Consider the following 21,336-nt stretch of genomic DNA (forward strand, 5'->3'; position numbering starts at 1 on the left):
GACCCTCAAAGGGTGCGGCGGTGTTCTGGTCGGGATGGACTCAGCGGACGAAAGTCGCTGCGCGGTCGGCCAAATCGAGGAGCATCTGGGGGAGGATGCCCAGCAGGACCGTGGCACCCGCGGTGAAGGCAACCACCGTGGTGGTCAGGAATGGGGCGGCGACCGTGGGGGCGTCGGCGGGTGGGTCGGTGAAGAACATCAGGACGATGACGCGAATGTAGAAGAAGGCGGCGATGGCACTGGAAATGACGCCGATGATCACCAGGTAGGTGGCATCACCGGAGGCCGCGGCTTGGAAGACGGCGAACTTCGCGACGAAACCGCCGGTCAGCGGCAGACCGGCGAAGGAGAGCAGGAAGAGCGCGAAAACCGTTGCCAGCCAGGGGGATCGGTGACCGAGACCGGCCCATTGTGACATGGCGGTGGCTTCATCGCCCGTGGTGTCGCGGACCAGGCTGACGACCGCGAAGGCGCCGAGCGTGCCGAGACCGTAGGCCAGCAGATAGAACAGGATGGCCGAGGTACCCGCCTCGTTCGCCGCGACCAGGCCGATGAGGATGAAACCGGCGTGCGCGACCGAGGAGTAGGCGAGCATGCGCTTGACGTCGGTCTGGGTAATGGCCATGACCGCACCGATGACCATGGTCGCGATGGCGACCGCGGCGAGAACCGGCCGCCAGTCGTCGCGCAGACCGGGGACGGCGATCTGCAGGATTCGCAGCAACGCGCCGACGGCGGCGATCTTGGTCGCAGCGGCCATGAATCCGGTGACCGCACTCGGCGCGCCCTGGTACACGTCGGGCACCCAGGACTGGAACGGCACCGCGCCGATCTTGAACAACAAGCCGACCGCCAGCATCGCCACACCGAGCAGCGCCAGGGTGGTGTTCTGTGGGTGCTGCTTTATCGCCTCGGCGATACCACCGAGCTTGACCGTGCCCGCCTGCCCGTACAGCAGCGCAACCCCATAGAGGAAGAACGCGGACGAAAACGCCCCGAGCAGAAAGTATTTCAGCGCCGCCTCTTGGGAGAGCAGTCGCTTGCGCCGCGCCAGCCCGCACAGCAGATACAGCGGCAGCGACAGCACCTCCAACGCGACGAACATGGTGAGCAGATCATTCGACGCCGGGAACAGCAGCAGTCCGCCGATCGCGAGCATGGCCAGCGGAAACACCTCGGTGGTCGCGATACCCGCACGGACCGCGGCCATTTCGCTCGCACTGCCCGGAACCGCGGAGGCCTGCGGGGTGAACGCGTCCACTCCGCTACCAACAGTGGCCGCGGCCAGACTCCAGGTCCCTGGTCCCGAGCGGCCCTGCGGCCGGGGCTCCGCACCGCGCTCGGCCATGAACAGCAGCGCCAAAATCGACACCACCAGAATCGTGCCCTGCAGGTACAGGGTCACGCCATCGATCGCGACCGCACCGACCATCGCGGTCGCCTCGGTCCCCGACAACCGCACCACCGCCACCAGCGCCGCAACCAATCCGGCCAGCCCCAGGGGCACTTGGATGGCGTAGCGGTGGCGACGCGGCGCGAACGCCTCCACGAGCACCCCGATCACCGCGGCGCCGAAGACGATCAGCATCGGCGACAGCTTGGCGTATTCGATGCTCGGCGCGGGCACACTGGCCGCGAGCAGCACTGTCATTTGTGGGCACCTCCGTGATCGGCCCCGGCGGGTCCTGCTTCTGGGATCGCGGGCGTCTTCGGTGCGGGATCGTGGACGCCGATGGTGGTGAGCGTCTGGCCCACCGCGGGATTGATGAAGTCCAGCACCGGTTTCGGATAGACGCCGAGGAACAGCAGCGCGGCGATCAATGGCACCACCACGGCCAACTCGCGCGGGACCAGATCGTAGAGCCGCTCGTTGCCCTCCTTGACCGGACCGGTCATCATCCGCTGGTACATCCACAGCACATACAGCGCGGCCAGTACCAGCGCCGCGGTCGCGACCACCGCCGCGAACCCGTAGCGGGTGAAGGTGCCCAACAGCACAAGGAATTCGCTGATGAACGGCGCGAGACCGGGCAGCGACAGCGTGGCGAGACCGGCGATCATGAAGGTGCCCGCGAGCACCGGCGCCACCTTCTGCACCCCGCCGTAGGCGGCGATCACACGAGTTCCCCTGCGCGACACCAGGAATCCCGCGATCAGGAACAGCGCGGCCGTCGAGATGCCGTGGTTGACCATATACAGCGTGGCACCGGTCTGGCCCTGACGGGTCATCGCGAAGATGCCGAGGATGATGAAGCCGAAGTGCGAGATCGAGGTGTAGGCGATCAGGCGCATCACATCGGTCTGCCCGATGGCCAGCAGCGCACCGTAGATGATGCCGATCACCGCGAGCGTAACGACGAGGGGCGCATAGGTTCCCGAAGCATCCGGGAACAGCAACAGGCAGTACCGCAGCATGCCGAAGGTGCCGACCTTGTCCACCACCGCCATCATCAGCACCGCACTCGATGGCGTCGCCGCGACCGCCGCATCCGGCAGCCAGGTGTGCAGCGGCCACAGCGGTGCCTTGACCGCGAAGGCGAACATGAATCCGAGGAACAGCGCGTTGAGCACTGCCGGACCCGCACCGAGCTGTCCGGCATTGGCCGCCGCGACGACCGTGCGGAAGTCGAAGGTGCCCGACGATCCGGACCCGAGCCCCTGCCGCGCGGTGAGCACATACAACCCGATCACTGCCGCCAACATGATCAGGCCGCCGAACAGGTTGTACAGCAGGAACTTCACCGCCGCCCGCGAACGCTGTTGGCGATGTGCGAGATCCGCACTGCGCGGCCCGAATCCGCCGATGAGGAAGTACATCGGGATGAGCATCGCCTCGAAGAATACGTAGAACAGCAGAATGTCCAGCGAGACGAACGAAATCAGCACCATCGCCTCGACGAGCAGCGTCAGCGCGACGTAGGTGTGCGACACCCGGCGTCCGCTACCGACCTCACGTTCGTCGTTCCAACCGGCGAGGATCAGCAGGGGCACCAGCGCCCCGGTGAGCAGGATCAGCACCAAGGCGATCCCGTCCAACCCGAGCGTATAGCCCGCGCCGAAGGCCGGAATCCACTCATGGGACTCGACGAACTGATACTGCGCCCCACCGGGTTCGAAGCGCACCGCCAGTACGATGCCGAGCACCAGCACCGCCAACGCGACACCGAACGCCAGACCGCGGGCCAGAGTGCGCCGGGATGCGGGCAGCATCAGCACCGCCACCGCGCCGACAATCGGCAGCACCCACAGCGTGGTCAACCAGGGAAAGTCACTCACCAGAGCCTCACTGCCAGCAGGGCCGCGGCCACCGGGGCCGCGCCGGTGAACATGGATACATCGGGTACGAGCACCGCCGCTGCCGGACGCAACCGCGCGATCAACCGGGGATAACTCACCAGAGCCTCACCGCCAAAAGTGCTGCCGCGACCATGGCCGCGCCGGTGAACATGGACAGGGCGTAGGAGCGTACGAATCCGGACTGCACCCGCCGGATCCGCGCGGACAGTCTGCCGATCAGCGCGGCGGTTCCGTTGACGATGCCGTCGATGCCGCGATTGTCGAGGAAGACCAGCGCCTGGGTCAGATACGCACCCGAGCGCATGAATACGCGTTCATTGAACGCATCGCCGTAGAGGTCATTGCGAGCCGCGATGGTCAGCGCCGATACCGCTTCCGGTGCGGTCTCGGGCACTTCGCGCTGGGCGTACTGGTAGTAAGCGAAGCCGATACCGACCGCGACCACCAGCAGGGCCAGCGTGGTCACCACGCCCGCGGGCACGACCTCCTCGCCGTGATGTGCCCCGACAACGGGTTCGAGCCAGTTCTGCAGTGAGGACCCGAGGACGAAAACCCCACCCGCGGCGACCGATCCGATGGCGAGCAGAATCATCGGCCCGGTCATCACCGCCGGTGACTCGTGCGGATGGGTATCAGCCTTCCAGCGGCGTTCGCCGAAGAAGGTCAGGATCATCACCCGCGTCATATAGAACGCGGTCAGCCCCGCACCGACCAGGGTCACCGTCCCCAAGGCGAAACCGCTTGCGCCGCCCTGGTTGAACGCCGCCTCGATGATCCGATCCTTGGAGAAGAATCCGGCGAACGGCGGCACTCCGATAATCGCCAGATAGCCGAGCCCGAAGGTGATGTAGGTGATCGGCAGCAGTTTGCGCAGGCCGCCGTAGCGGCGCATATCGGTCTCGTCGTCCATCGCATGCATCACCGATCCGGCCCCGAGGAACAGCCCGGCCTTGAAGAAGCCGTGGGTGAGCAGATGCATGATGGCGACGGCGTATCCGGCCGGGCCCAGACCGGCGGCCAGCACCATATAACCGATCTGGCTCATGGTGGACGCTGCGAGCGCCTTCTTGATGTCGTCCTTCGCGCAACCGACGATCGCGCCGAACAGCAGCGTCACCGCACCGACCAACACCACCCCGAGCCGCGCATTGGGGGCCAGATCGAAGATCGGCCCGGAGCGCGCGATCAGGTACACACCGGCGGTCACCATCGTGGCCGCGTGGATGAGCGCGGACACCGGGGTCGGACCCTCCATTGCGTCCCCGAGCCAGGACTGCAGCGGCACCTGCGCGGACTTACCGCAGGCGGCGAGTAGCAGCAGCAGCCCGATAGCGGTGAGCGTGCCCTCGCTCGTCTTCGGCGCGGTCGCGAATACCGCGCCGAAGTCGATCGAGCCGAAGGTCGCGAACATGGTGAACATCGCAAGGGCCAGGCCCATATCACCGACCCGGTTGACCACGAACGCCTTCTTGGCCGCGGTCGCCGCGGTCGGCTTGTGGTACCAGAATCCGATCAGCAGGTAGGACGCCAGGCCGACGCCCTCCCAGCCGAGGTAGAGCACCAGGTAGTTGTTCGCCAGCACCAGCAGCAGCATGGCCGCGAGGAACAGATTCAGGTAGGCGAAGAAGCGCCGCCGTCCCGGATCATGGCCCATATAACCGACGGAGTAGATGTGGATCAGCGATCCGACTCCGGTGATCAGCAGTGCGAAACACACTGACAGCTGGTCCAATTGGAGGCTGAAGTCCACCTGCAGTCCGTCGACCGGAACCCAGCTGAACAGATCGTTGTGGATCGCGCGGGCGGCGTCATCGCGGCCGCGCATATCGATGAACGCCACGACGGCGAAGCCGAACGAGGCCAGCGCGGTGGCGCAGCCGAGCAGATGCCCCCACTTGTCGCTGTAGCGTCCGAGCAGCAGCAGTACGACGGCACCGGCCAGCGGCAGTGCGGGCAGCACCCAGAGCGTTGCGGTATCCACGTCAGAACTTCAGCAGGTTGGCGTCGTCGACCGAGGTCGAACGGCGGGTGCGGAAGATGGTCATGATGATGGCGAGCCCGACCACGACTTCGGCCGCGGCCACCACCATGGTGAAGAACGCGAACACCTGGCCGTCCAGATTCGAGTGCAGCCGGGCGAAGGTGACGAAGGCGAGGTTCACCGCATTGAGCATCAGCTCGATGCACATGAACACCACAATGGCATTGCGCCGCAGCAGCACACCGGCCGCGCCGATGGTGAACAGCAGGGCGGACAGGAACAGGTAGTTCTCAGGATTCACCGCTTGCCTTCCTCGTCAGCCTGCGTCGAATCGTCGACGTCCGTGGGATTTTCGGGTTCGTAGGAGGCTTCGACAGCGAATGTCGGAGTGGCGCCGACCGAGATGACGGCGGCCTCTTCGAGCGCCCTGGTGCGGCGGTGCCGCAGGATCGTGCTGACCGACAACTCCTCGAACGAACCGTCCGGCAGCCGCGCCGGAATATCGACCGCGTTGTGCCGGGCGTACACGCCGGGCGTCGGCAGCGGGGTGGCCCGATCCGAGGGGCGGGTGGGGTCGTAGGCACTGCGGAACCGGCGTCGCGAGAGTTCCTTCTGATCCAGACGCGGCCCGAAGTTCTCCCGGTGCGCGAGGATCATCGCGCCGATGGTCGCGGTGATGAGCAATGCGCCGGTGAGTTCGAAGGCCCACACGTACCGGACGAATATCAGCTCGGCGAGCTGCGCGATCACCTCCTGATACGCGAAACCCTTTGCCGGATAGGTGATTCGGGAGTTGCGAATGCCGTTCGCGATACCGCTGATCAGCAGCATCCCGAAGCCGAGGCCGACGGTGCTCGCAGCGAGGCGCTGTCCGCGCAGCGTTTCCCCGAGCGATTCCGGGGAGTCGACGCCGACCAGCATGAGCACGAACAGGAACAGCATCATGACCGCGCCGGTATAGACGACGATCTGCACGACACCGAGGAACAGCGCGTCCTGTGCCATGTAGAAGGTGGCGAGCACGATCATCGTCGCTGCCAGGCAGATTGCCGAATGGACTGCCTTGCCCGCGAACACCATGCCGAGCGCCCCGATCACCGCGAGTGGGCCGAGGATCCAGAATTGGACGGCCTCACCGGTAGAGGTGTGGGTCAGCGGTTCGGCGGCCAGTATCATTTCGGTCACCGTGCGCCTCCTTCCGCGCCCGCGGCGGCAGGCTCCCTGGTGGTGCCGGAATCCGGTGTATCCGAACCGCTTTCACCGCCCGGGATATCGCCGCGGTAGTAGTCACCTTCCGTCGCACCGGGATACATCGCATGCGGCGGTGCGGTCATCCCTGGCTGCAGCGGGGCGAGGAGCCGATCCTTCTCGTAGATCAGATCGGCGCGGTTGTCATCGGTCATCTCGTAGTCGTTGGTCATGGTCAGCGCCCTGGTCGGGCATGCCTCGATGCACAATCCGCAGCCGATGCAGCGCAGATAGTTGATCTGGTAGACCTGCCCGTAGCGTTCACCGGGCGAAAAGCGGGCGGTCTCGGTGTTATCCGCGCCCTCGACATAGATCGCATCGGCGGGGCAGGCCCACGCGCACAACTCGCAGCCGATGCACTTCTCCAGACCATCGGGATAGCGATTGAGCTGATGGCGGCCGTGATAGCGCGGCGCGGTCGGCACCTTCTGTTCCGGATAGGACTCGGTATTGGGCTTCTTGAACATGGTGAGCAGGGTGACCGCGAATCCCGCCAGCGGCTCGAACAGACCGGGCTTCGGTTCCGGACGCCGCGTCGCGGGATCCGGAAGTGGTGGCGTCGGGAAGCCGAGGAAGACCGTGCCCGCTGTGCCCGACTCCTGTCGGCTGGGTTCCTCGGCCGTCGGCGGCACCCCCTGCCTGCGTCCGGCCTGCAGGAACATCAGCACCATCAGTCCGGAGATGATCAGGCCGCCGATCACCAGGAACGGCGTCTGGACTTTATAGCCCTCGTTCTGCAGCACCCGGGCGGTGGCGACCAGCATCACCCACAGCAGCGAGGTCGGAATCAGCAGCTTCCAGCCGAGATTCATGAACTGGTCGTAGCGCAAGCGGGGCAGTGTGCCGCGCAACCAGATGAAGACGAACAGGAACGTCCACATCTTGGCCGTGAACCACAGCACCGGCCACCAACCGGAATTAGCACCGTCCCACAGATTGATCGGGAACGGCGCATGCCAGCCGCCGAGGAACAGCGTGGTGGCGAGCGCGGAAACCGTTGCCATATTGATGTATTCGGCCATCATGAACATGGCGAATTTGAGCGAGGAGTACTCGGTGTGGAAGCCGCCGACCAGTTCGCCCTCGGCCTCGGGCAGGTCGAACGGGGCGCGGTTGGTCTCGCCGACCATCGATACGCAGTAGATCAGGAACGACGGCAGCAGCAGGAAGACATACCAGGTGCCCTCCTGCGCCTTGACGATGCCGGAGGTGGACATGGTGCCGCCGAGCAGGAATACCGTCGCGAAGCACAGCGCCATCGCGATCTCATAGGAGATCACCTGCGCGGTCGAACGCAACCCGCCCAGCAGCGGATACGTCGAACCGGACGACCAGCCCGCCAGCACGATCCCGTACACGCCGATCGAGGTGATGGCGAGGATATAGAGCACCGCCACCGGCAGATCGGTGAGCTGCAACGCGGTCCGATGACCGAGGATCGAGACCTCCGGCCCCAACGGGATGACCGCGAACGCCATGAATGCGGGCACCACCGAAATCACCGGCGCCAGAATGAAAATCGGCTTATCGACGATCGCCGGAACGATATCTTCCTTCAACGCCATCTTCACGCCGTCGGCGACGGCCTGCAGGGTGCCTTTGGGACCGACCCGGTTCGGGCCGACGCGCATCTGCATCCACGCCACGATCTTGCGTTCCAGGTACACCGCCATCATCGGCGTGAGCAGCAGGAAGGCGAAGATCGCCAGGGATTTCCCGATGACAAGCCACAGCGGGTCGTGGCCGAAAAGAGAGAGATCACTCATGGCGGTGTTCCTTCATCCTCTCGTCGGCGCGATGCAGCTGCACCACACCGCCCGGCTGGGTGGCGAGCTGTTCGTTGACCGAGCAGCCCGGCGAGTTCAACGGCAGCCATGCCACGCGATCGGGCAGATCGGTGATCAGCAGCGGCAGCGTGATGGCGCCGCGCTCGGTGGCGATGACGATCTGGTCATCGTCGGCCGCACCGATTTCGGCGGCGGTTGCGGAGGACAGGCGCACCACCGGCGGGCGCGCAACGCCCGCCAGATTCGGCTCGCCGTCCTGCATGCGCCCCTGATCCAGCAGCATTCGCCAGCTGGACAGGATGGCGGTGCCCGGAGTCGTCTGGGGAACCGGATGCGGCAGATGGGCGCGCGCGGCGACCGGCGGGCCGTCCCAGGCGCCGAGTTCGGCGAGTTCGGCGCGCGCGGCCGCGGTATCGGGGAGCCCGAGCGCCACCTTCATCTCGTCCGCGATCGCCTGCAGTACCCGTTGATCCGACAGCGGTGCGGCTTCGCGGCGCACCATCGAATCACCGAGTGCGGCATCGAATTGCCGCGGCCTGCCCTCCCACGTGCGGAACGTGCCGGACTTCTGCATTGCCGAGGCCACCGGGAAGACGACATCGGCGCGCTCGGTGACGGCACTGCGCCGCAACTCCAGGCTGACCACGAACCGGGCGGCATCGATCGCATCGAGCGCGGCCTGCGAATCCGGCAGATCGGCAATATCGACCCCGCCGATGACCAGCGCGCCCAAAGTCGGGGCGGCCTCCAGGATGGCGGCGGTATCGCGACCGACGGTGACCGGCAGGTCCGGGACATTCCAGATCGCGCGAACCTGTTGGCGCGCACGCGGATCCACCACCGGGCGGCCACCGGGCAGCAGTCCGGGCAAGGCGCCCGCCTCGATCGCACCGCGCTCACCGGCACGCCGCGGCACCCAGGCCAGCGCGGCACCGGTGTCGTCGGCGAGGCGGACCGCTGCCGACAACGCACCCGGAATTCCGGCCATCCGCTCACCGACCAGGACCACCGCGCCGGGCTGACGCAGCAGCTGCGCGGCGGTCGCCGAAGCGGCGGAATCCATTGCGATCTCACCGGTGCGCAGGGCATCGAGCAGCTGGGGTTCGGTACCGGGCACGGCCTGCAGCAGGGTGCCCGACATCCGGTCCAGTCCGCGCGAAGAGTAGGCGGCGAGCGAGAAGATCGGCATGCCGCGCTTGCGTGCGGCCTTGCGCAGCCGCAGATAGATGATCGGCGACTCCTCTTCCGGCTCGAGTCCGGCGAGCAGCACGACCGGCGCATTCTCCAGCGCGTCGTAGTCGACGGTGACGCCCTGTCCGGCTACCCGGGCCGCCAGGAAGTCCGCCTCCTCGACCGAATGCACCCGGGCGCGGAAGTCGATGTCATTGGTGCCGAGGGCGATTCGAGCGAATTTGGCGTAGGCGTAGGCGTCTTCCTCGGTGACGCGACCGCCGACCAGGACGCCCGCATTGCCGACGGCCGATGCCAGCCCCTCGACAGCCGCGGCCAGCGCCTCGGACCAGGATGCGGGCGCGAGCTTGCCGTCCCAGCCGCGTACCAGCGGTGTGGTCAGCCGGTCGCGTTCGGTCGCGTAGGTGAATGCCCAGCGGCCCTTATCGCAGTTCCACTCCTCGTTGACCTGCGGATCGTCACCGGCCAAGCGGCGCAGCACCTTTCCCCGCCGGTGGTCGGTGCGCTGCGCGCAACCCGATGCGCAGTGCTCACAGACGCTCGGGCTGGAGACCAGGTCGAATGGGCGGGCCCGGAACCGGTAGCTGGTGCCGGTGAGCGCGCCGACCGGGCAGATCTGCACGGTATTGCCGGAGAAGTAGGAGTCGAACGGTTCGGCCTGTGCGGTGCCGACCTGCTCGAGTGCGCCGCGGTCCATCAGTTCGATGAACGGATCGCCGGCGACCTGCTGGGAGAAGCGGGTGCAGCGGGCGCAGAGTACACAGCGTTCCCGGTCCAGCAGCACCGCGGTCGAGAGCGGAATCGGCTTGGGGTAGGTGCGCTTCACACCGTCGAATCGGGTCTCGGGCCGACCGCTGGACATCGCTTGGTTCTGCAGCGGGCATTCGCCGCCCTTATCGCAGACCGGGCAGTCGAGGGGATGGTTGATGAGCAGCAGCTCCATCACCCCCTCCTGCGCCTTATCCGCGGCGGGTGAGGTCAGCTGTGTGCGCACGACCATGCCGTCGGCGACGGCCATCGTGCAGGAGGCGACCGGCTTGCGCTGCCCCTCGACCTCGACCAGACACTGACGGCATGCGCCGACCGGGTCGAGTAGCGGATGGTCGCAGAAGCGCGGGATCTGGATGCCGATCAGTTCGGCGGCCCGGATCAGCAGGGTGCCCGGGGGGACACTGACCTCGGTGTCGTCGATGGTGACAGTGACCAGATCGGCCGGAACCAGCTCACTGGTATTGGTATTCACTGTGGCAGGCCCACCCGTCGCCCGACCGCCACCCCTCGCGGAATCGCTACGCGATGCTGTACTCATTGCACTCCTTCGGCCCAGGCGGTGGATCGCGCGGGATCGAACGGGCAGCCGTCGAGCCGCAGATGGTCGAGGTATTCCTGGCGGAAGTACTTCAGCGAGGAGATGATCGGGCTGGCCGCGCCGTCGCCGAGTGCGCAGAACGACTTGCCGTTGATGGTGTCGCTGATATCGAGGAGCTTCTCGATATCCGATGTGGTGCCCCGGCCCGCCTCGATGCGGGTAAGTAGTTGGACGAGCCAGTACGTGCCCTCGCGACAGGGGGTGCATTTGCCGCAGGATTCGTGGGCGTAGAACTCGGTCCAGCGCAGTACCGCGCGCACGACGCAGGTGGTGTCGTCGAAGATCTGTAGTGCCTTGGTGCCCAACATGGATCCGGCGCCCGCGACACCCTCGTAGTCCAGCGGCACGTCGAGATGTTCGTCGGTGAACAGCGGTGTCGACGAACCGCCCGGCGTCCAGAACTTCACCTGATGTCCGGCCCGCACGCCACCGGCATAGCCGAGCAGTTCGCGCAGCGTAATGCCCAGTGGCGCTTCGTATTGGCCCGGCCGGGCGACATGACCCGACAGCGAGTACAGCGTGAAGCCCGGGGACTTCTCACTGCCCATAGACCGGAACCAGGTGGTGCCGTTGAGGACGATCGGCGGCACGCTGGCAATGGATTCCACATTGTTGACCACGGTCGGGCACGCGTACAGGCCCGCGACGGCCGGGAACGGCGGCCGCAGCCGGGGCTGGCCGCGCCGACCCTCGAGCGAATCCAGCAGTGCAGTTTCCTCACCGCAGATATAGGCACCGGCTCCGGCGTGCACGATCAGTTCCAGGTCGTAGCCCGAGCCGAGAATGTTCTTGCCGAGGAATCCGGCCGCATACGCCTGTGCGACCGCGGCCTGCAGCCGCCGAAGCACCGGAACCACCTCGCCGCGCACATAGATGAACGCGTGTGCCGCCCGGATCGCATAGGCCGCGATGATCACGCCCTCGATGAGGGTGTGCGGGGTGGCCAACATGAGCGGAATGTCCTTGCAGGTACCAGGTTCCGACTCGTCGGCATTGACCACCAGGTAGTGCGGTTTGGCTACCCCGTCCGGTCCCGCCCCCTGCGGGATGAAGCTCCACTTCATGCCGGTCGGGAACCCCGCGCCGCCGCGTCCGCGCAGGCCCGCGTCCTTCACTGTCTGGATGATCTGATCGGGTTGCATGCGCAGGGCTTTGCGCAGCGCCTGATAGCCGTCGTGGCGCCGGTAGTGCTCGATGGTCCACGACTGTGGGTCATCCCAGTACCGGGTGAGTACGGGAGTCAGTGTCATCACACATCCTCCGAATTCGGTTCCGGCGCTTGCATATTCTGTTCCCGCGCGACCCGCAGCCCGGCCAGCGTCGCCTCGCCCGCCGCGCCGTCGAGGACGCCAGGGCGCTCGTCCGGGAATCCGGCCAGAATGCGCGCGGTCTGCTTGAAGGTGCACAGCGGGGCGCCGCGCGTCGGCGTCACCTGCTCGCCCCTGCGCAGCGAATCCACCAGCGCGGCAGCCGATTCCGGGGTTTGGTTGTCGAAGAACTCCCAGTTGACCATGACCACCGGCGCGAAATCGCATGCGGCATTGCACTCGATGTGCTCGAGCGTGATCGCCCCGTCCGGGGTGGTCTCGCCGTGCCCGATACCGAGGCGCTGCCGCAGGGCATCGAGGATGGCGTCGCCCCCCATCACCGCACACAGGGTGTTCGTGCAGACACCGACGTGGTAGTCGCCGGTGGGGGTGCGCCGGTACATCGAGTAGAAGGTGGCCACCGCGGTGACCTCCGCACCGGTCAAGCCGAGCTGGTCGGCGCAGAATTCGATCCCGGTGCCGGTGACGCAGCCCTCCTCGGCCTGCACCAGATGCAGCAGCGGCAACAGCGCGGAGCGCGGCTCCGGATAGCGGGCGATGATCTCTTTCGCATCGATCTCGAGCCGTTCGCGCACATACGGTGCGAACGGCTGCGGCCGGGTGGAAAGCTTCAGCAAGATCTCGGTCATCGGTCTACTCCGCCCATGACCGGGTCGATGCTGGCGACGGAGGCGATGACGTCGGCGACCATCCCGCCCTCGCACATCGCCGCCACCGCTTGTAGATTCGTGAACGAGGGGTCGCGATAGTGCACGCGATACGGGCGGGTGCCGCCCTCGCTGACCATGTGCACGCCGAGTTCGCCGCGCGGCGATTCGACGGCCACATACACCTGACCCGCGGGAACCCGGATGCCCTCGGTGACGAGTTTGAAGTGGTGGATGAGTCCCTCCATGGATGTGCCCATGATCCGGCCGATGTGCTTGGGGGAGTTGCCGAGTCCGTCCGGGCCCAGCTGCAGATCGGCGGGCCAGGCGATCTTCTTGTCGTCCACCATCACCGGGCCGGGCCGCAGTTTGTCCAGGCACTGCTCGACGATCTTGAGCGACTCCTTCATCTCCGCCACCCGAATCCAGTAGCGGCCGTAGCAGTCACAGCCGGTGGTGGTGGGAACGTCGAATTCGTAGTTCTCGTAACCGCAGTACGGAGCGGCCTTGCGCAGATCGTGCGGCAGACCGGTGGAGCGCAGTACCGGGCCGGTGATGCCGAGCGCCATGCAGCCGGTGAGATCGAGGTAGCCGATGTTCTGGGTGCGCGCCTTCCAGATCGGGTTCTGGGTGAGCAGATGGTCCATATCGCGCAGTCGCTTGGGCAAAAGAGTAAGCAGTTCACGGACTTTGGTGACGCCGTCATCGGGCAGGTCCTGGGCCAGGCCGCCGGGGCGGATGTACGCGTGGTTCATGCGCAGGCCGGTGATGGTCTCGAAGACGTCCAGGATCAGTTCGCGTTCCCGGAAACCGAACAGCATCGGAGTGAGTGCACCCAATTCCATGGCGCCGGTCGCCAGCGCCACCAGATGTGAAGAGATCCGGTTGAGTTCCATGAGCATGACGCGAACGATGGTGGCGCGCTGGGGAATCTGATCCTCGATATCGAGCAGTCGCTCGACGCCCAGGCAGTAGGCCGTCTCGTTGAAGAAGGGCGAGAGATAGTCCATCCGTGTCACGAAGGTGGTGCCCTGCGCCCAGTTGCGGAATTCGAGATTCTTCTCGATGCCGGTGTGCAGGTAGCCGATGCCGCAGCGGGCCTCGGTGACCGTTTCGCCCTCGATCTCGAGAATGAGCCGGAGCACGCCGTGTGTGGACGGATGCTGTGGGCCCATATTGACAACAATGCGTTCTTCGCCCGCGCCGTCGAGGGTTTCGGTGACTGCGTCCCAGTCCTGGCCGGCCACCGTCACCACGGTCGGTTCCATCTTCGGCTTGCCAGCGGGGTCGGGCCCGGTGTCGTTGTTGACGCCGGGCCGGGTGTCGATGTCGTTCATTACTTGTACGCCCTCCGCTCGTCGGGCGGCGGAATGCGCGCGCCCTTGTACTCGACCGGGATCCCGCCGAGCGGGTAGTCCTTGCGCTGGGGGTGGCCACGCCAGTCGTCGGGCATCGCGATGCGTGTCAGCGAGGGGTGGCCGTCGAAGAGGATGCCGAAGAAGTCGTAGGTTTCCCGCTCATGCCAGTCGGTGGTCGGATACACGCTGAACAGCGACGGGATATGCGGGTCGGCGTCCGGTGCGGACACCTCGATGCGCAGGCGCCGGTTGTGCGTGATCGACATGAGGTGACACACCGCATGCAATTCGCGGCCCGTGTCCTCGGGATAGTGCACGCCGTTCACGCCGAGGCACAGCTCGAAACGCAGGGCGGCGGTATCACGCAATGCCATAGCGACGGTGACGAGGTGTTCGCGGCGCACGTGCAGGGTGAGTTCGCCGCGAAAGACGATCACCTTCTCGATGGCGCTCTCCCAGCGGGTATCGACCGCGCCGAGGGCGGCATGGAGTTCGCCGACGATCTCGTCGAAATAGCCGCCGTAGGGCGCGGGGGTGCTGCCCGGCAGTGTCACCGGGCGGACCAGACGGCCGTACCCGGAGGTGTCGCCGGTCCCGCTGACGCCGAACATGCCGCGTCGCACACCGATCACTTCGGCCGGTGGCGAATCCGGTTCCGGCGGTGTGCCTTCCGGACCGGCGGTGGCCGCGGCATCGATGAACTCGTGCGGTGTCCTGGTCTCGGTGTTGTCGGGGGTATCGAAGGTCATCGCAGCAGACCCTCCATCCGGATGGTCGGCGTGGACGCCAGCGCGGCCGCTTCGGCGGCGCGGATGGCCTCTTCGCGATTGACGCCGAGCGGCATCTCCTGAATCTTCGCGTGCAGGGTCAGGATGGCGTTCAACAGCATTTCCGGGCGGGGCGGGCACCCGGGCAGGTAGATGTCGACCGGCACCACGTGGTCCACGCCCTGCACGATGGCGTAGTTGTTGAACATGCCGCCCGAGGACGCGCAAACGCCCATGGCCAGCACCCATTTCGGTTCGGTCATCTGGTCGTAGACCTGACGCAGTACCGGTGCCATCTTCTGGCTGACCCGACCCGCGACGATCATCAGATCGGCCTGCCGCGGTGAGGCGCGGAACGCCTCCATGCCGAAGCGGGCGATATCGAAACGCCCGGCACCGGTGGCCATCATCTCGATGGCGCAGCAGGCCAGACCAAAGGTGGCGGGCCACAGTGAGCCCTTGCGCAGGTATCCGGCGAAATCTTCGACCGTGCTCAGCAGGAAGCCGCTGGGCAGTTTTTCCTCGAGACCCATGTTCGACTAACTCTCACTTCCACTGTGCGTATGTCGCTGGCGGCGTATTGCTCGGTATGCCATGGCCATACGGGCGATCAGTCCCAGCTGAGACCGCCGCGCCGCCATTCGTAGGCGTAGGCCACGGAGACGTTGAAGATGAACAGCGCCATCGCGGCGAGACCGAAGAGACCGAGCGCATCGAAGTGGACGGCCCACGGGTAGAGGAACACGATCTCGATGTCGAAAATGATGAACAGCATGGCGGTGAGGTAGTACTTCACCGGAAAGCGTTGTCCGGTAACATTTCCCGGCCCACCCGCGACGGCGTGCGGTGTCGGTTCGATGCCGCACTCGTAGGCCTCCTGTTTGGCCCGGTTGTATCGTTTCGGGCCGACGAGGGCCGAGAGGATGATGGAGAAAACCGCGAACGCGGCGGCGACCGCGCCGAGGACCAGAGTGGGCATCTCGATATTCACGACTGCACTTCCCCTCCTTGCGAGCTATAGCTGGCGGTTGGGCGTCATATCCCCCGAAGGCGCCGGGATTGTGCTGGTCGGCGTCGGAATGACGGCAGCTTCCGAGGCGGGCTGACGTCGTTGTCCGCCTCGGTCAGACTCGCCTCATGGCCTACTCGCACCGCGCGGGTCTGTCATATCGAGGCTCGCGCCCATGTGAGCTACGGCACAGCCTACAACTGACGCGACGGGTCGACCGTGCATTCGAATGGGGAGTTTGATCGAAAACGGGACTGCTATTTATGACTGAATCGGCGGTAATCCGGTCCGCGGGATCGCTGGGCGCCCCGTCACGTGACATTCAAGTGCCCGCGTCCGAGGACGCGGGCGCGATGTGGCTATTGGGCTGACCGGCGAAATTCGGTCAGGCCGCGGTGCGATTGCGCAGCAGCGCGACAACGGCCTCGGTCAGCCGGATCGGATCGATCGGATGCGACACCGCGGCCTCGGCGCGTGACCAGTTCGCGAGCCAGGCGTCGTCGGGGCGACCGGTCAGCACCAGAACCGGTGGGCACTGGTCGATCTCGTCCTTGAGCTGTTTGGCGATACCGAGTCCGCCCGCCGGGGCGGATTCCCCGTCCAGGATGGCCAGGTCGATACCGCCCGCGTCCATCTGCTCGATGACCACGGGGGCGGTCGCCACCTCGAGGTATTCGAAGGCGGGTAGTTCGGGGTGCGGATGTCTGCCCAGTGCCAGCATCACTTGGCGCCGGGTATCGGCGTCGTTGCTGTAGACGAGAACCCGCAGCGGGGTGGAACGAATCGCGTCGGCCACGCAGGGATGGTACGTCCGCGAGGGGGCGCGGCGTGGCAGGTTGGCGCAGATCGGTGGTGCGCGTCGGGTAAGGCAATCGAAAGCCATTGCTAAGTTCCGGCCGGTAGCATCCCGAAAATGCGGGGAGATATCACCCGGGAACTCGTCGAAACCGACGTGTGGACCGATGAGATGGTGGGCCGGGCGGGGATTCCGGTGGTGGACGTTCCGTTCGTGACGATCGGCAGTGGCATCGGGTCCTTCGTCACCTATGACACCCTGCGGATCTACGGTGTCGCGGTGGCGTCGATTGCGGTGCTCGGACCGCAGGAGGTGCCATGGTCGTCGTATGAGTATCTGACGCGGGTGTCGCAGATTCCGCGCGGGGAGCGGTTGCGCAGTGATTCGGCGTCGACGCCGGACAATATCTGGGGGTTTCCGTCCTATGCGGTGCGTGAGGCGTTGGCGGAGAAAACGATCCGGCCCCTGTGGAATGTGTTCACCGAGCCGATCTTCGCCAATTACTACACGCCGAGGGCGGGGCAGGCGTTCGCTTCGATGGAGCGCGAGTTCCATCGGATCGGGTATGCGGGATCGTTGCACAAAGGGCAGGTACGCATGGTGCGCAAGCGGTACGGCGGTGGATATTTCACCATCCTCACCCCACCCGCCGGTGCGACACCGACCAAGCGGATCGCGTTCCGCAGTACGTATGTCCATGTGGCCGTTGGGTATCCGGGGCTGAAGTTGCTGCCCGATCTGCAGGAATATCGGGAGAAGTATCGCGATCCGACGCGGGTGGTCAATGCCTACGAACCGCATGAGCACGTCTACCAGGCCCTGCAGCGCAGGCCGTGCACGGTGATGATTCGCGGTAGCGGGATCGTGGCCAGTCGGGTGTTGCAGCGGATCATCGACGATCGCGACCAGCTTCAACTCAATACACGGATTCTGCATCTCTTCCGCCACTATGTGGGTAAGACGCAGGGCTCGAACCTCTTCAACCGCCGCAGGTCCGGTGACGGCTGGTCCTATCAGGGATTCAACTATCCGAAGTCGGTGTGGGGCGGGCAGCTCAAGGCGAAAATGCGCACGCTGCAAGGTGAACGGCGCGCGCGGGCCTACCAGGAGATGGGCGGCACCAGCACCCCCATCCGCGACGGTTGGCAGGAGCAATTGCGGCGCGGTCGCAAGCAGGGCTGGTACCAGGTGCTGGCGGGCACGGCGCGCGATCTGCGGCCCGCGCCCGGGCGGGATGGGGTGATCACGACCATCGTGCCGGATCCGAGCGCGCCGCTGCCGTTTCCGCCACCGACCCAGCCCTTCGATACCGCCGCGGACTACATCATCGACTGCACCGGGTTGGAGGCCGATGTGCGCGAACATCGCTTGCTGGCGGATCTGCTGGATCACGCTGGGGCCGGGCGCAATCCGGTGGGGCGGATGGATGTGGCGACCACCTTCGAATTGATCGGCACGCGAAGCGGCAGCGGACGCATCTATGCATCGGGTAGCGCGACGCTGGGTGGTCCGTTTCCTGGGGTGGATACCTTCCTCGGCTTGCAGATCGCGGCGCAGGAGATCGCGGACGATCTTGCGGCGCTGGGCTTCTGCCAACGCATGGGACCGCTGCGCTCGTCACGGCAATGGTGGTTGTGGGCGACGAACAAGAAGATCTGAACAAATGCTGCTCACCTTGAACGGGCGAATCCAGACCCGGATACTCGCACTCGGCATCCTCGGATTCCTTGTCGCGGTGATCATTACCCCGGTTTTGCCGACCGGATCCCTGTCCCTGGGTCAGGCGTATCGCGTGACGTTGTCGGTGCTGCTCACGACCGTGCTTGTGGGTGTGCTGTGGGAGCTGCTCTACCATTTCCTACAGCAGTTCCGATGGGAGAAGGACTGGCCGACACTGTTCGGCTTCTGGACGATCGTCAACGAGGCGGCGCTGATGTGGGTTCTCGTAGACCACACGACCATTGTGCTCCCGCGAGCGCTGCACCCATCGCTGACGGCATTCCTCATCCAGTTCACCGTCACCTGGATCGTGTTCTGGCTCATTGTCAACGGGCCGATGCGGTTGGTGTTCCACAGGTGGCGGTTCCGGGGTGGTCGATTCCTATGAACGATCCGCAGCTCGAGGTGCTGCCGGGTGGTACGCATCTGATCGCGAATGCCGATGGGGTGGTCGTTGTGGTCGCCCACCGCGCCGATATCGCCGCGAGTTCCGAATCGCCCGCGGGTCGGACGATGACGGCGCTGCTCGGACTGGCGCGGGAGGCCGGTGCCGAGGAGAAACCACGCACCGGACGCATATTCGCACGCCTTGCCACCACGTGGTTGATGAATCTGGACAACGAGGATCAGGTGGAGTTCGGGGTGATCACCCCGAGTGCGGACGGGGTGGCCCTGTTTCTGCACGGCGGGGTGACGGCGGTGCTGGAGAGTTCGGATCGCGCGGAGGTGCTACACGGCAGGGACGCCGGATTCACCGTGGATCGGGTGGTGATTCCGGCACCCGATATCGGGGTGGGGTTGTTCGTGGACGAGGACGGGCCGAGCACGCTACCGGGGCGCGGTATCGCGGGGCTCGAAGCGGGCACCGTGCCAGGGGCCGGGGCGGTGCTATGGTTCGGCGCGCCTGCGGCGGATCGTGCACCGGCTGCACGGAAGTCAGGTGTAGCTGCTTCTCGTCCGGTGGAATCCGACGATGTGGACCGCGGGGTGGGGGACTCGCCGAATCCGTCATCGAGTGTCCCGGTGGGACAACCGGTTGGGCTTCGCAAGAGTGCTGAGGTGGATGACGGCGCGCGCCCGAGTGCGGAGTCCCGGCGCGATCCGGAGTTCGACACCGATACATTGGTGCCGAATGTGCCGATTCCAGTGCCGGTTCGTACCCGCGGGGTGGTACCGGTGGTGATGCCCGATGACGGCGGGGTTGTTGTTCGGGGGTTCATGTGTTCGCGACAGCATCTGAATGATCCGCGGGTGTCGTTCTGCGCGGTGTGCGGGATTCGGATGGATCAGTTGACCTGTGTGTTGACCGAGGGGATTCGCCCGCCGCTCGGGTTGCTCATGCTCGATGACGGAACGTCGTTCGTACTCGACAATGACATCGTTCTCGGGCGGGAACCCGAGCATGCGGCGGCGGCGGGGCGCGGTGCGCGACCGATTCGGTTGCCGGACCGGTCGGGCGGAATGTCGCGGGCGCATGTGGAGATTCGGCTGGTCGAATGGGAGGTGACCGCGATCGACCAGGGGTCGGCCAACGGTACCTACATCAGGATGCCCGGGCATCAGGAGTGGATCCGGGCGATGCCGAACCACCCGACCACCCTGGTCGCGGGCTGCCAGATCCTGCTCGGCGGTCGCGTCCTGACCTTCGACTCCCAGCACAGCCAGTTCTGAGCCGTGCGCTAGCCGCGCTGGTAGCGAACAATTCCCGACCAGGGATTGCGGCCCGGTTTGCGTGGGTTGGGCTGGGGGAGGTAGGTGAAGGGACGCAGGTACCACGGGGCGCGGTGGAACTTGCGGGCGCGCACGAGCAGATGTTCGACCTCGCGAGGCTGCCAGCCGAGCTTCTCGAAGTAGGCGATGCCATTGCTCGGTTCGAATTTCAGCGGCGCGTTCACGAACATCGAACTGGCGCGTATGCGCCTCATCGCCATGGTGATGTCCATGACCCACCAGCTGATCTCCGGCCGGGTGAGGGCGGTGGCCATGGTCCGGACCGTTTCCTCGTCGAGATACATGAGCAAGCCTTCGGTGAGCACCAAAGCCTTTGTGGCGGGGGAGTTTTCGGGTCCCAGCGGGCCGAGTGCCGCGTCCAGGAACTGCGCCAGCGCGGACGGATCGGCGAGGTCGACGCCGCGGCGGATCAGGGTGCAGTGCGGCTTCTCGTCCGCGAGAGCAGCTTGCTTCTCGGTGGTCAGTGCGGGTAGATCGGCCTCCACCCAGACGAAATCGGCGGGCAGGTCCAGGCGATAGGGGCGGGTGTCCAGTCCGGCGGCGAGATTGAGCACCCGGTCACAGCCCTCGCCGATGGCGGTCGCGATCAGGTCATCGATGAGTTTGGTCCGGGTGACCACGGCCCACCCGCCGCGCAGCATGCGGGGCGCGGCCGCGACGATGGCATGGCCGCGCTCCCCGGCCAGCCGTTGCGCGAGTGGATCACGGAACAGTGCGTCCGCACGCGCCGTCTCGGTGGCCCGGTAGGCGGCCACCCACCGCGCGGTATCGGAAACATTGGTGATCAACCCTTCCCCACCGGTCATGCGCGCCAGTCTGGCACAGCCGCGCGCCCTCGTCGGGCATGGTCAGGCGTGGCGATGCCCTCCGATAGAACCTGGACGGAAATCGCGCTGTCTGGGAATACGAATTTCACGGGCTCGTAACAGGGAAACATGCTGTTGAGCCGGTATTTGGGCGACAATCATCGCAACGGCGAATTTCGGCTGACAGCCTGCGCGATCAGTCGATCGCCAGTCGGGTGGAGTCCGGGTGTTGTGCCCCCCGGACTCCACCGCCCACCCCTTCCCACTGCCTAAAGCGGGCTCGATCGATCGGTACGAGCGGT

General features: G+C 65.8%; 19 protein-coding genes and 1 pseudogene. 3 read left to right on the forward strand and 17 right to left on the reverse strand.

Annotated elements, in window-relative coordinates; genetic code table 11:
- Positions 1–40 precede the first annotated feature (40 nt).
- The 16 genes and pseudogenes from nuoN to ABZW16_RS16765 form a co-directional block, all read right to left on the reverse strand.
- Positions 41–1,651 (reverse strand): NADH-quinone oxidoreductase subunit NuoN, encoded by a 1,611-nt coding sequence (gene nuoN / locus ABZW16_RS16690; RefSeq protein WP_354956677.1) that lies wholly within the window; start codon positions 1,649–1,651, stop codon positions 41–43.
- Positions 1,648–3,276 (reverse strand): NADH-quinone oxidoreductase subunit M, encoded by a 1,629-nt coding sequence (locus ABZW16_RS16695; RefSeq protein ID WP_354956679.1) that lies wholly within the window; start codon positions 3,274–3,276, stop codon positions 1,648–1,650. The genes nuoN and ABZW16_RS16695 overlap by 4 nt, the downstream gene beginning before the upstream one ends.
- The gene (locus ABZW16_RS16700; protein WP_354956681.1) at positions 3,273–3,395 is read right to left on the reverse strand and encodes a hypothetical protein; all 123 of its coding nucleotides are present in this window, start codon (positions 3,393–3,395) and stop codon (positions 3,273–3,275) included. The genes ABZW16_RS16695 and ABZW16_RS16700 overlap by 4 nt, the downstream gene beginning before the upstream one ends.
- Positions 3,392–5,278, reverse strand: coding sequence for an NADH-quinone oxidoreductase subunit L (nuoL, locus tag ABZW16_RS16705; protein WP_354956683.1), 1,887 nt, complete (start codon positions 5,276–5,278; stop codon positions 3,392–3,394). The genes ABZW16_RS16700 and nuoL overlap by 4 nt, the downstream gene beginning before the upstream one ends.
- 1 nt (position 5,279) lies before the next feature.
- Positions 5,280–5,579: an NADH-quinone oxidoreductase subunit NuoK gene (nuoK, locus tag ABZW16_RS16710; RefSeq protein ID WP_062982135.1), complete on the reverse strand. Its 300-nt coding sequence runs from the start codon at positions 5,577–5,579 to the stop codon at positions 5,280–5,282.
- On the reverse strand, positions 5,576–6,454 hold the full coding sequence (locus ABZW16_RS16715; RefSeq protein WP_354956728.1) for an NADH-quinone oxidoreductase subunit J: 879 nt from the start codon (positions 6,452–6,454) through the stop codon (positions 5,576–5,578). The genes nuoK and ABZW16_RS16715 overlap by 4 nt, the downstream gene beginning before the upstream one ends.
- Before the next feature lie 5 nt (positions 6,455–6,459).
- On the reverse strand, positions 6,460–7,035 hold the full coding sequence (gene nuoI, locus ABZW16_RS16720; RefSeq protein WP_354956730.1) for an NADH-quinone oxidoreductase subunit NuoI: 576 nt from the start codon (positions 7,033–7,035) through the stop codon (positions 6,460–6,462).
- 66 nt (positions 7,036–7,101) lie between these two features.
- Positions 7,102–8,292 (reverse strand): annotated as a pseudogene (nuoH, locus tag ABZW16_RS16725) (NADH-quinone oxidoreductase subunit NuoH); the annotation flags it as partial.
- Positions 8,285–10,813, reverse strand: a complete 2,529-nt coding sequence (locus tag ABZW16_RS16730; protein ID WP_354956685.1) for an NADH-quinone oxidoreductase subunit G — start codon at positions 10,811–10,813, stop codon at positions 8,285–8,287. The pseudogene nuoH and the gene ABZW16_RS16730, both read right to left, overlap by 8 nt.
- Positions 10,810–12,123, reverse strand: coding sequence for an NADH-quinone oxidoreductase subunit NuoF (nuoF, locus tag ABZW16_RS16735; RefSeq protein WP_354956687.1), 1,314 nt, complete (start codon positions 12,121–12,123; stop codon positions 10,810–10,812). Before nuoF ends, ABZW16_RS16730 begins: the two co-directional genes overlap by 4 nt.
- Entirely contained in the window at positions 12,123–12,830 is a 708-nt protein-coding gene (gene nuoE, locus ABZW16_RS16740; protein WP_354956689.1) for an NADH-quinone oxidoreductase subunit NuoE, read from the reverse strand. Before nuoE ends, nuoF begins: the two co-directional genes overlap by 1 nt.
- A complete protein-coding gene (gene nuoD, locus ABZW16_RS16745) occupies positions 12,827–14,116 on the reverse strand; it encodes an NADH dehydrogenase (quinone) subunit D (RefSeq protein ID WP_354956732.1) in 1,290 nt (429 codons plus the stop codon). Before nuoD ends, nuoE begins: the two co-directional genes overlap by 4 nt.
- A 68-nt stretch (positions 14,117–14,184) precedes the next feature.
- Positions 14,185–14,955 carry an NADH-quinone oxidoreductase subunit C gene (locus tag ABZW16_RS16750; RefSeq protein WP_354956691.1) on the reverse strand — a complete coding sequence of 257 codons (771 nt, stop codon included), beginning with the start codon at positions 14,953–14,955 and terminating at the stop codon, positions 14,185–14,187.
- The gene (locus ABZW16_RS16755) at positions 14,952–15,506 is read right to left on the reverse strand and encodes an NADH-quinone oxidoreductase subunit B family protein (RefSeq protein WP_354956693.1); all 555 of its coding nucleotides are present in this window, start codon (positions 15,504–15,506) and stop codon (positions 14,952–14,954) included. Before ABZW16_RS16755 ends, ABZW16_RS16750 begins: the two co-directional genes overlap by 4 nt.
- 77 nt (positions 15,507–15,583) lie before the next feature.
- Positions 15,584–15,964 carry an NADH-quinone oxidoreductase subunit A gene (locus ABZW16_RS16760; RefSeq protein WP_354956695.1) on the reverse strand — a complete coding sequence of 127 codons (381 nt, stop codon included), beginning with the start codon at positions 15,962–15,964 and terminating at the stop codon, positions 15,584–15,586.
- A 403-nt stretch (positions 15,965–16,367) separates the two neighbouring features.
- A complete protein-coding gene (locus ABZW16_RS16765) occupies positions 16,368–16,703 on the reverse strand; it encodes a hypothetical protein (protein ID WP_354956734.1) in 336 nt (111 codons plus the stop codon).
- Between the two features lie 192 nt (positions 16,704–16,895).
- On the opposite strand from ABZW16_RS16765, the gene ABZW16_RS16770 reads away from it, so the two are divergent.
- Genes ABZW16_RS16770 through ABZW16_RS16780 form a run of 3 tightly spaced genes read left to right on the forward strand, consistent with a single transcriptional unit; the run spans position 16,896 to position 20,168 of the window.
- Positions 16,896–18,437 (forward strand): hypothetical protein, encoded by a 1,542-nt coding sequence (locus tag ABZW16_RS16770; RefSeq protein WP_354956697.1) that lies wholly within the window; start codon positions 16,896–16,898, stop codon positions 18,435–18,437.
- Between the two features lie 4 nt (positions 18,438–18,441).
- The gene (locus ABZW16_RS16775; protein WP_354956699.1) at positions 18,442–18,885 is read left to right on the forward strand and encodes a hypothetical protein; all 444 of its coding nucleotides are present in this window, start codon (positions 18,442–18,444) and stop codon (positions 18,883–18,885) included.
- Positions 18,882–20,168, forward strand: coding sequence for an FHA domain-containing protein (locus ABZW16_RS16780; RefSeq protein ID WP_354956701.1), 1,287 nt, complete (start codon positions 18,882–18,884; stop codon positions 20,166–20,168). The genes ABZW16_RS16775 and ABZW16_RS16780 overlap by 4 nt, the downstream gene beginning before the upstream one ends.
- A gap of 8 nt (positions 20,169–20,176) precedes the next feature.
- Here the strand turns inward: ABZW16_RS16780 and ABZW16_RS16785 are convergent, their stop codons facing one another.
- Positions 20,177–21,034 carry an SAM-dependent methyltransferase gene (locus tag ABZW16_RS16785; protein WP_354956703.1) on the reverse strand — a complete coding sequence of 286 codons (858 nt, stop codon included), beginning with the start codon at positions 21,032–21,034 and terminating at the stop codon, positions 20,177–20,179.
- Positions 21,035–21,336 lie beyond the last annotated feature (302 nt).

It is taken from the genome of Nocardia sp. NPDC004604, from assembly GCF_040609795.1.
In the GTDB taxonomy this organism is placed as follows: Bacteria; Actinomycetota; Actinomycetes; order Mycobacteriales; family Mycobacteriaceae; genus Nocardia.

Bases quoted from the DNA above. Each gene is read 5' to 3' on its own strand.
- ABZW16_RS16730 (WP_354956685.1), bottom strand. From the start codon at position 10,813: ATGAGTACAGCATCGCGTAGCGATTCCGCGAGGGGTGGCGGTCGGGCG.
- nuoN (WP_354956677.1), bottom strand. From the start codon at position 1,651: ATGACAGTGCTGCTCGCGGCCAGTGTGCCCGCGCCGAGCATCGAATAC.
- ABZW16_RS16750 (WP_354956691.1), bottom strand. From the start codon at position 14,955: ATGACCTTCGATACCCCCGACAACACCGAGACCAGGACACCGCACGAG.
- ABZW16_RS16715 (WP_354956728.1), bottom strand. From the start codon at position 6,454: ATGATACTGGCCGCCGAACCGCTGACCCACACCTCTACCGGTGAGGCC.
- ABZW16_RS16785 (WP_354956703.1), bottom strand. From the start codon at position 21,034: ATGACCGGTGGGGAAGGGTTGATCACCAATGTTTCCGATACCGCGCGG.
- ABZW16_RS16765 (WP_354956734.1), bottom strand. From the start codon at position 16,703: ATGCTGGCACTGGGCAGACATCCGCACCCCGAACTACCCGCCTTCGAA.
- nuoD (WP_354956732.1), bottom strand. From the start codon at position 14,116: ATGGAACCGACCGTGGTGACGGTGGCCGGCCAGGACTGGGACGCAGTC.
- nuoF (WP_354956687.1), bottom strand. From the start codon at position 12,123: ATGACACTGACTCCCGTACTCACCCGGTACTGGGATGACCCACAGTCG.
- ABZW16_RS16775 (WP_354956699.1), top strand. From the start codon at position 18,442: ATGCTGCTCACCTTGAACGGGCGAATCCAGACCCGGATACTCGCACTC.
- ABZW16_RS16770 (WP_354956697.1), top strand. From the start codon at position 16,896: ATGCGGGGAGATATCACCCGGGAACTCGTCGAAACCGACGTGTGGACC.
- ABZW16_RS16780 (WP_354956701.1), top strand. From the start codon at position 18,882: ATGAACGATCCGCAGCTCGAGGTGCTGCCGGGTGGTACGCATCTGATC.
- nuoE (WP_354956689.1), bottom strand. From the start codon at position 12,830: ATGACCGAGATCTTGCTGAAGCTTTCCACCCGGCCGCAGCCGTTCGCA.
- ABZW16_RS16755 (WP_354956693.1), bottom strand. From the start codon at position 15,506: ATGGGTCTCGAGGAAAAACTGCCCAGCGGCTTCCTGCTGAGCACGGTC.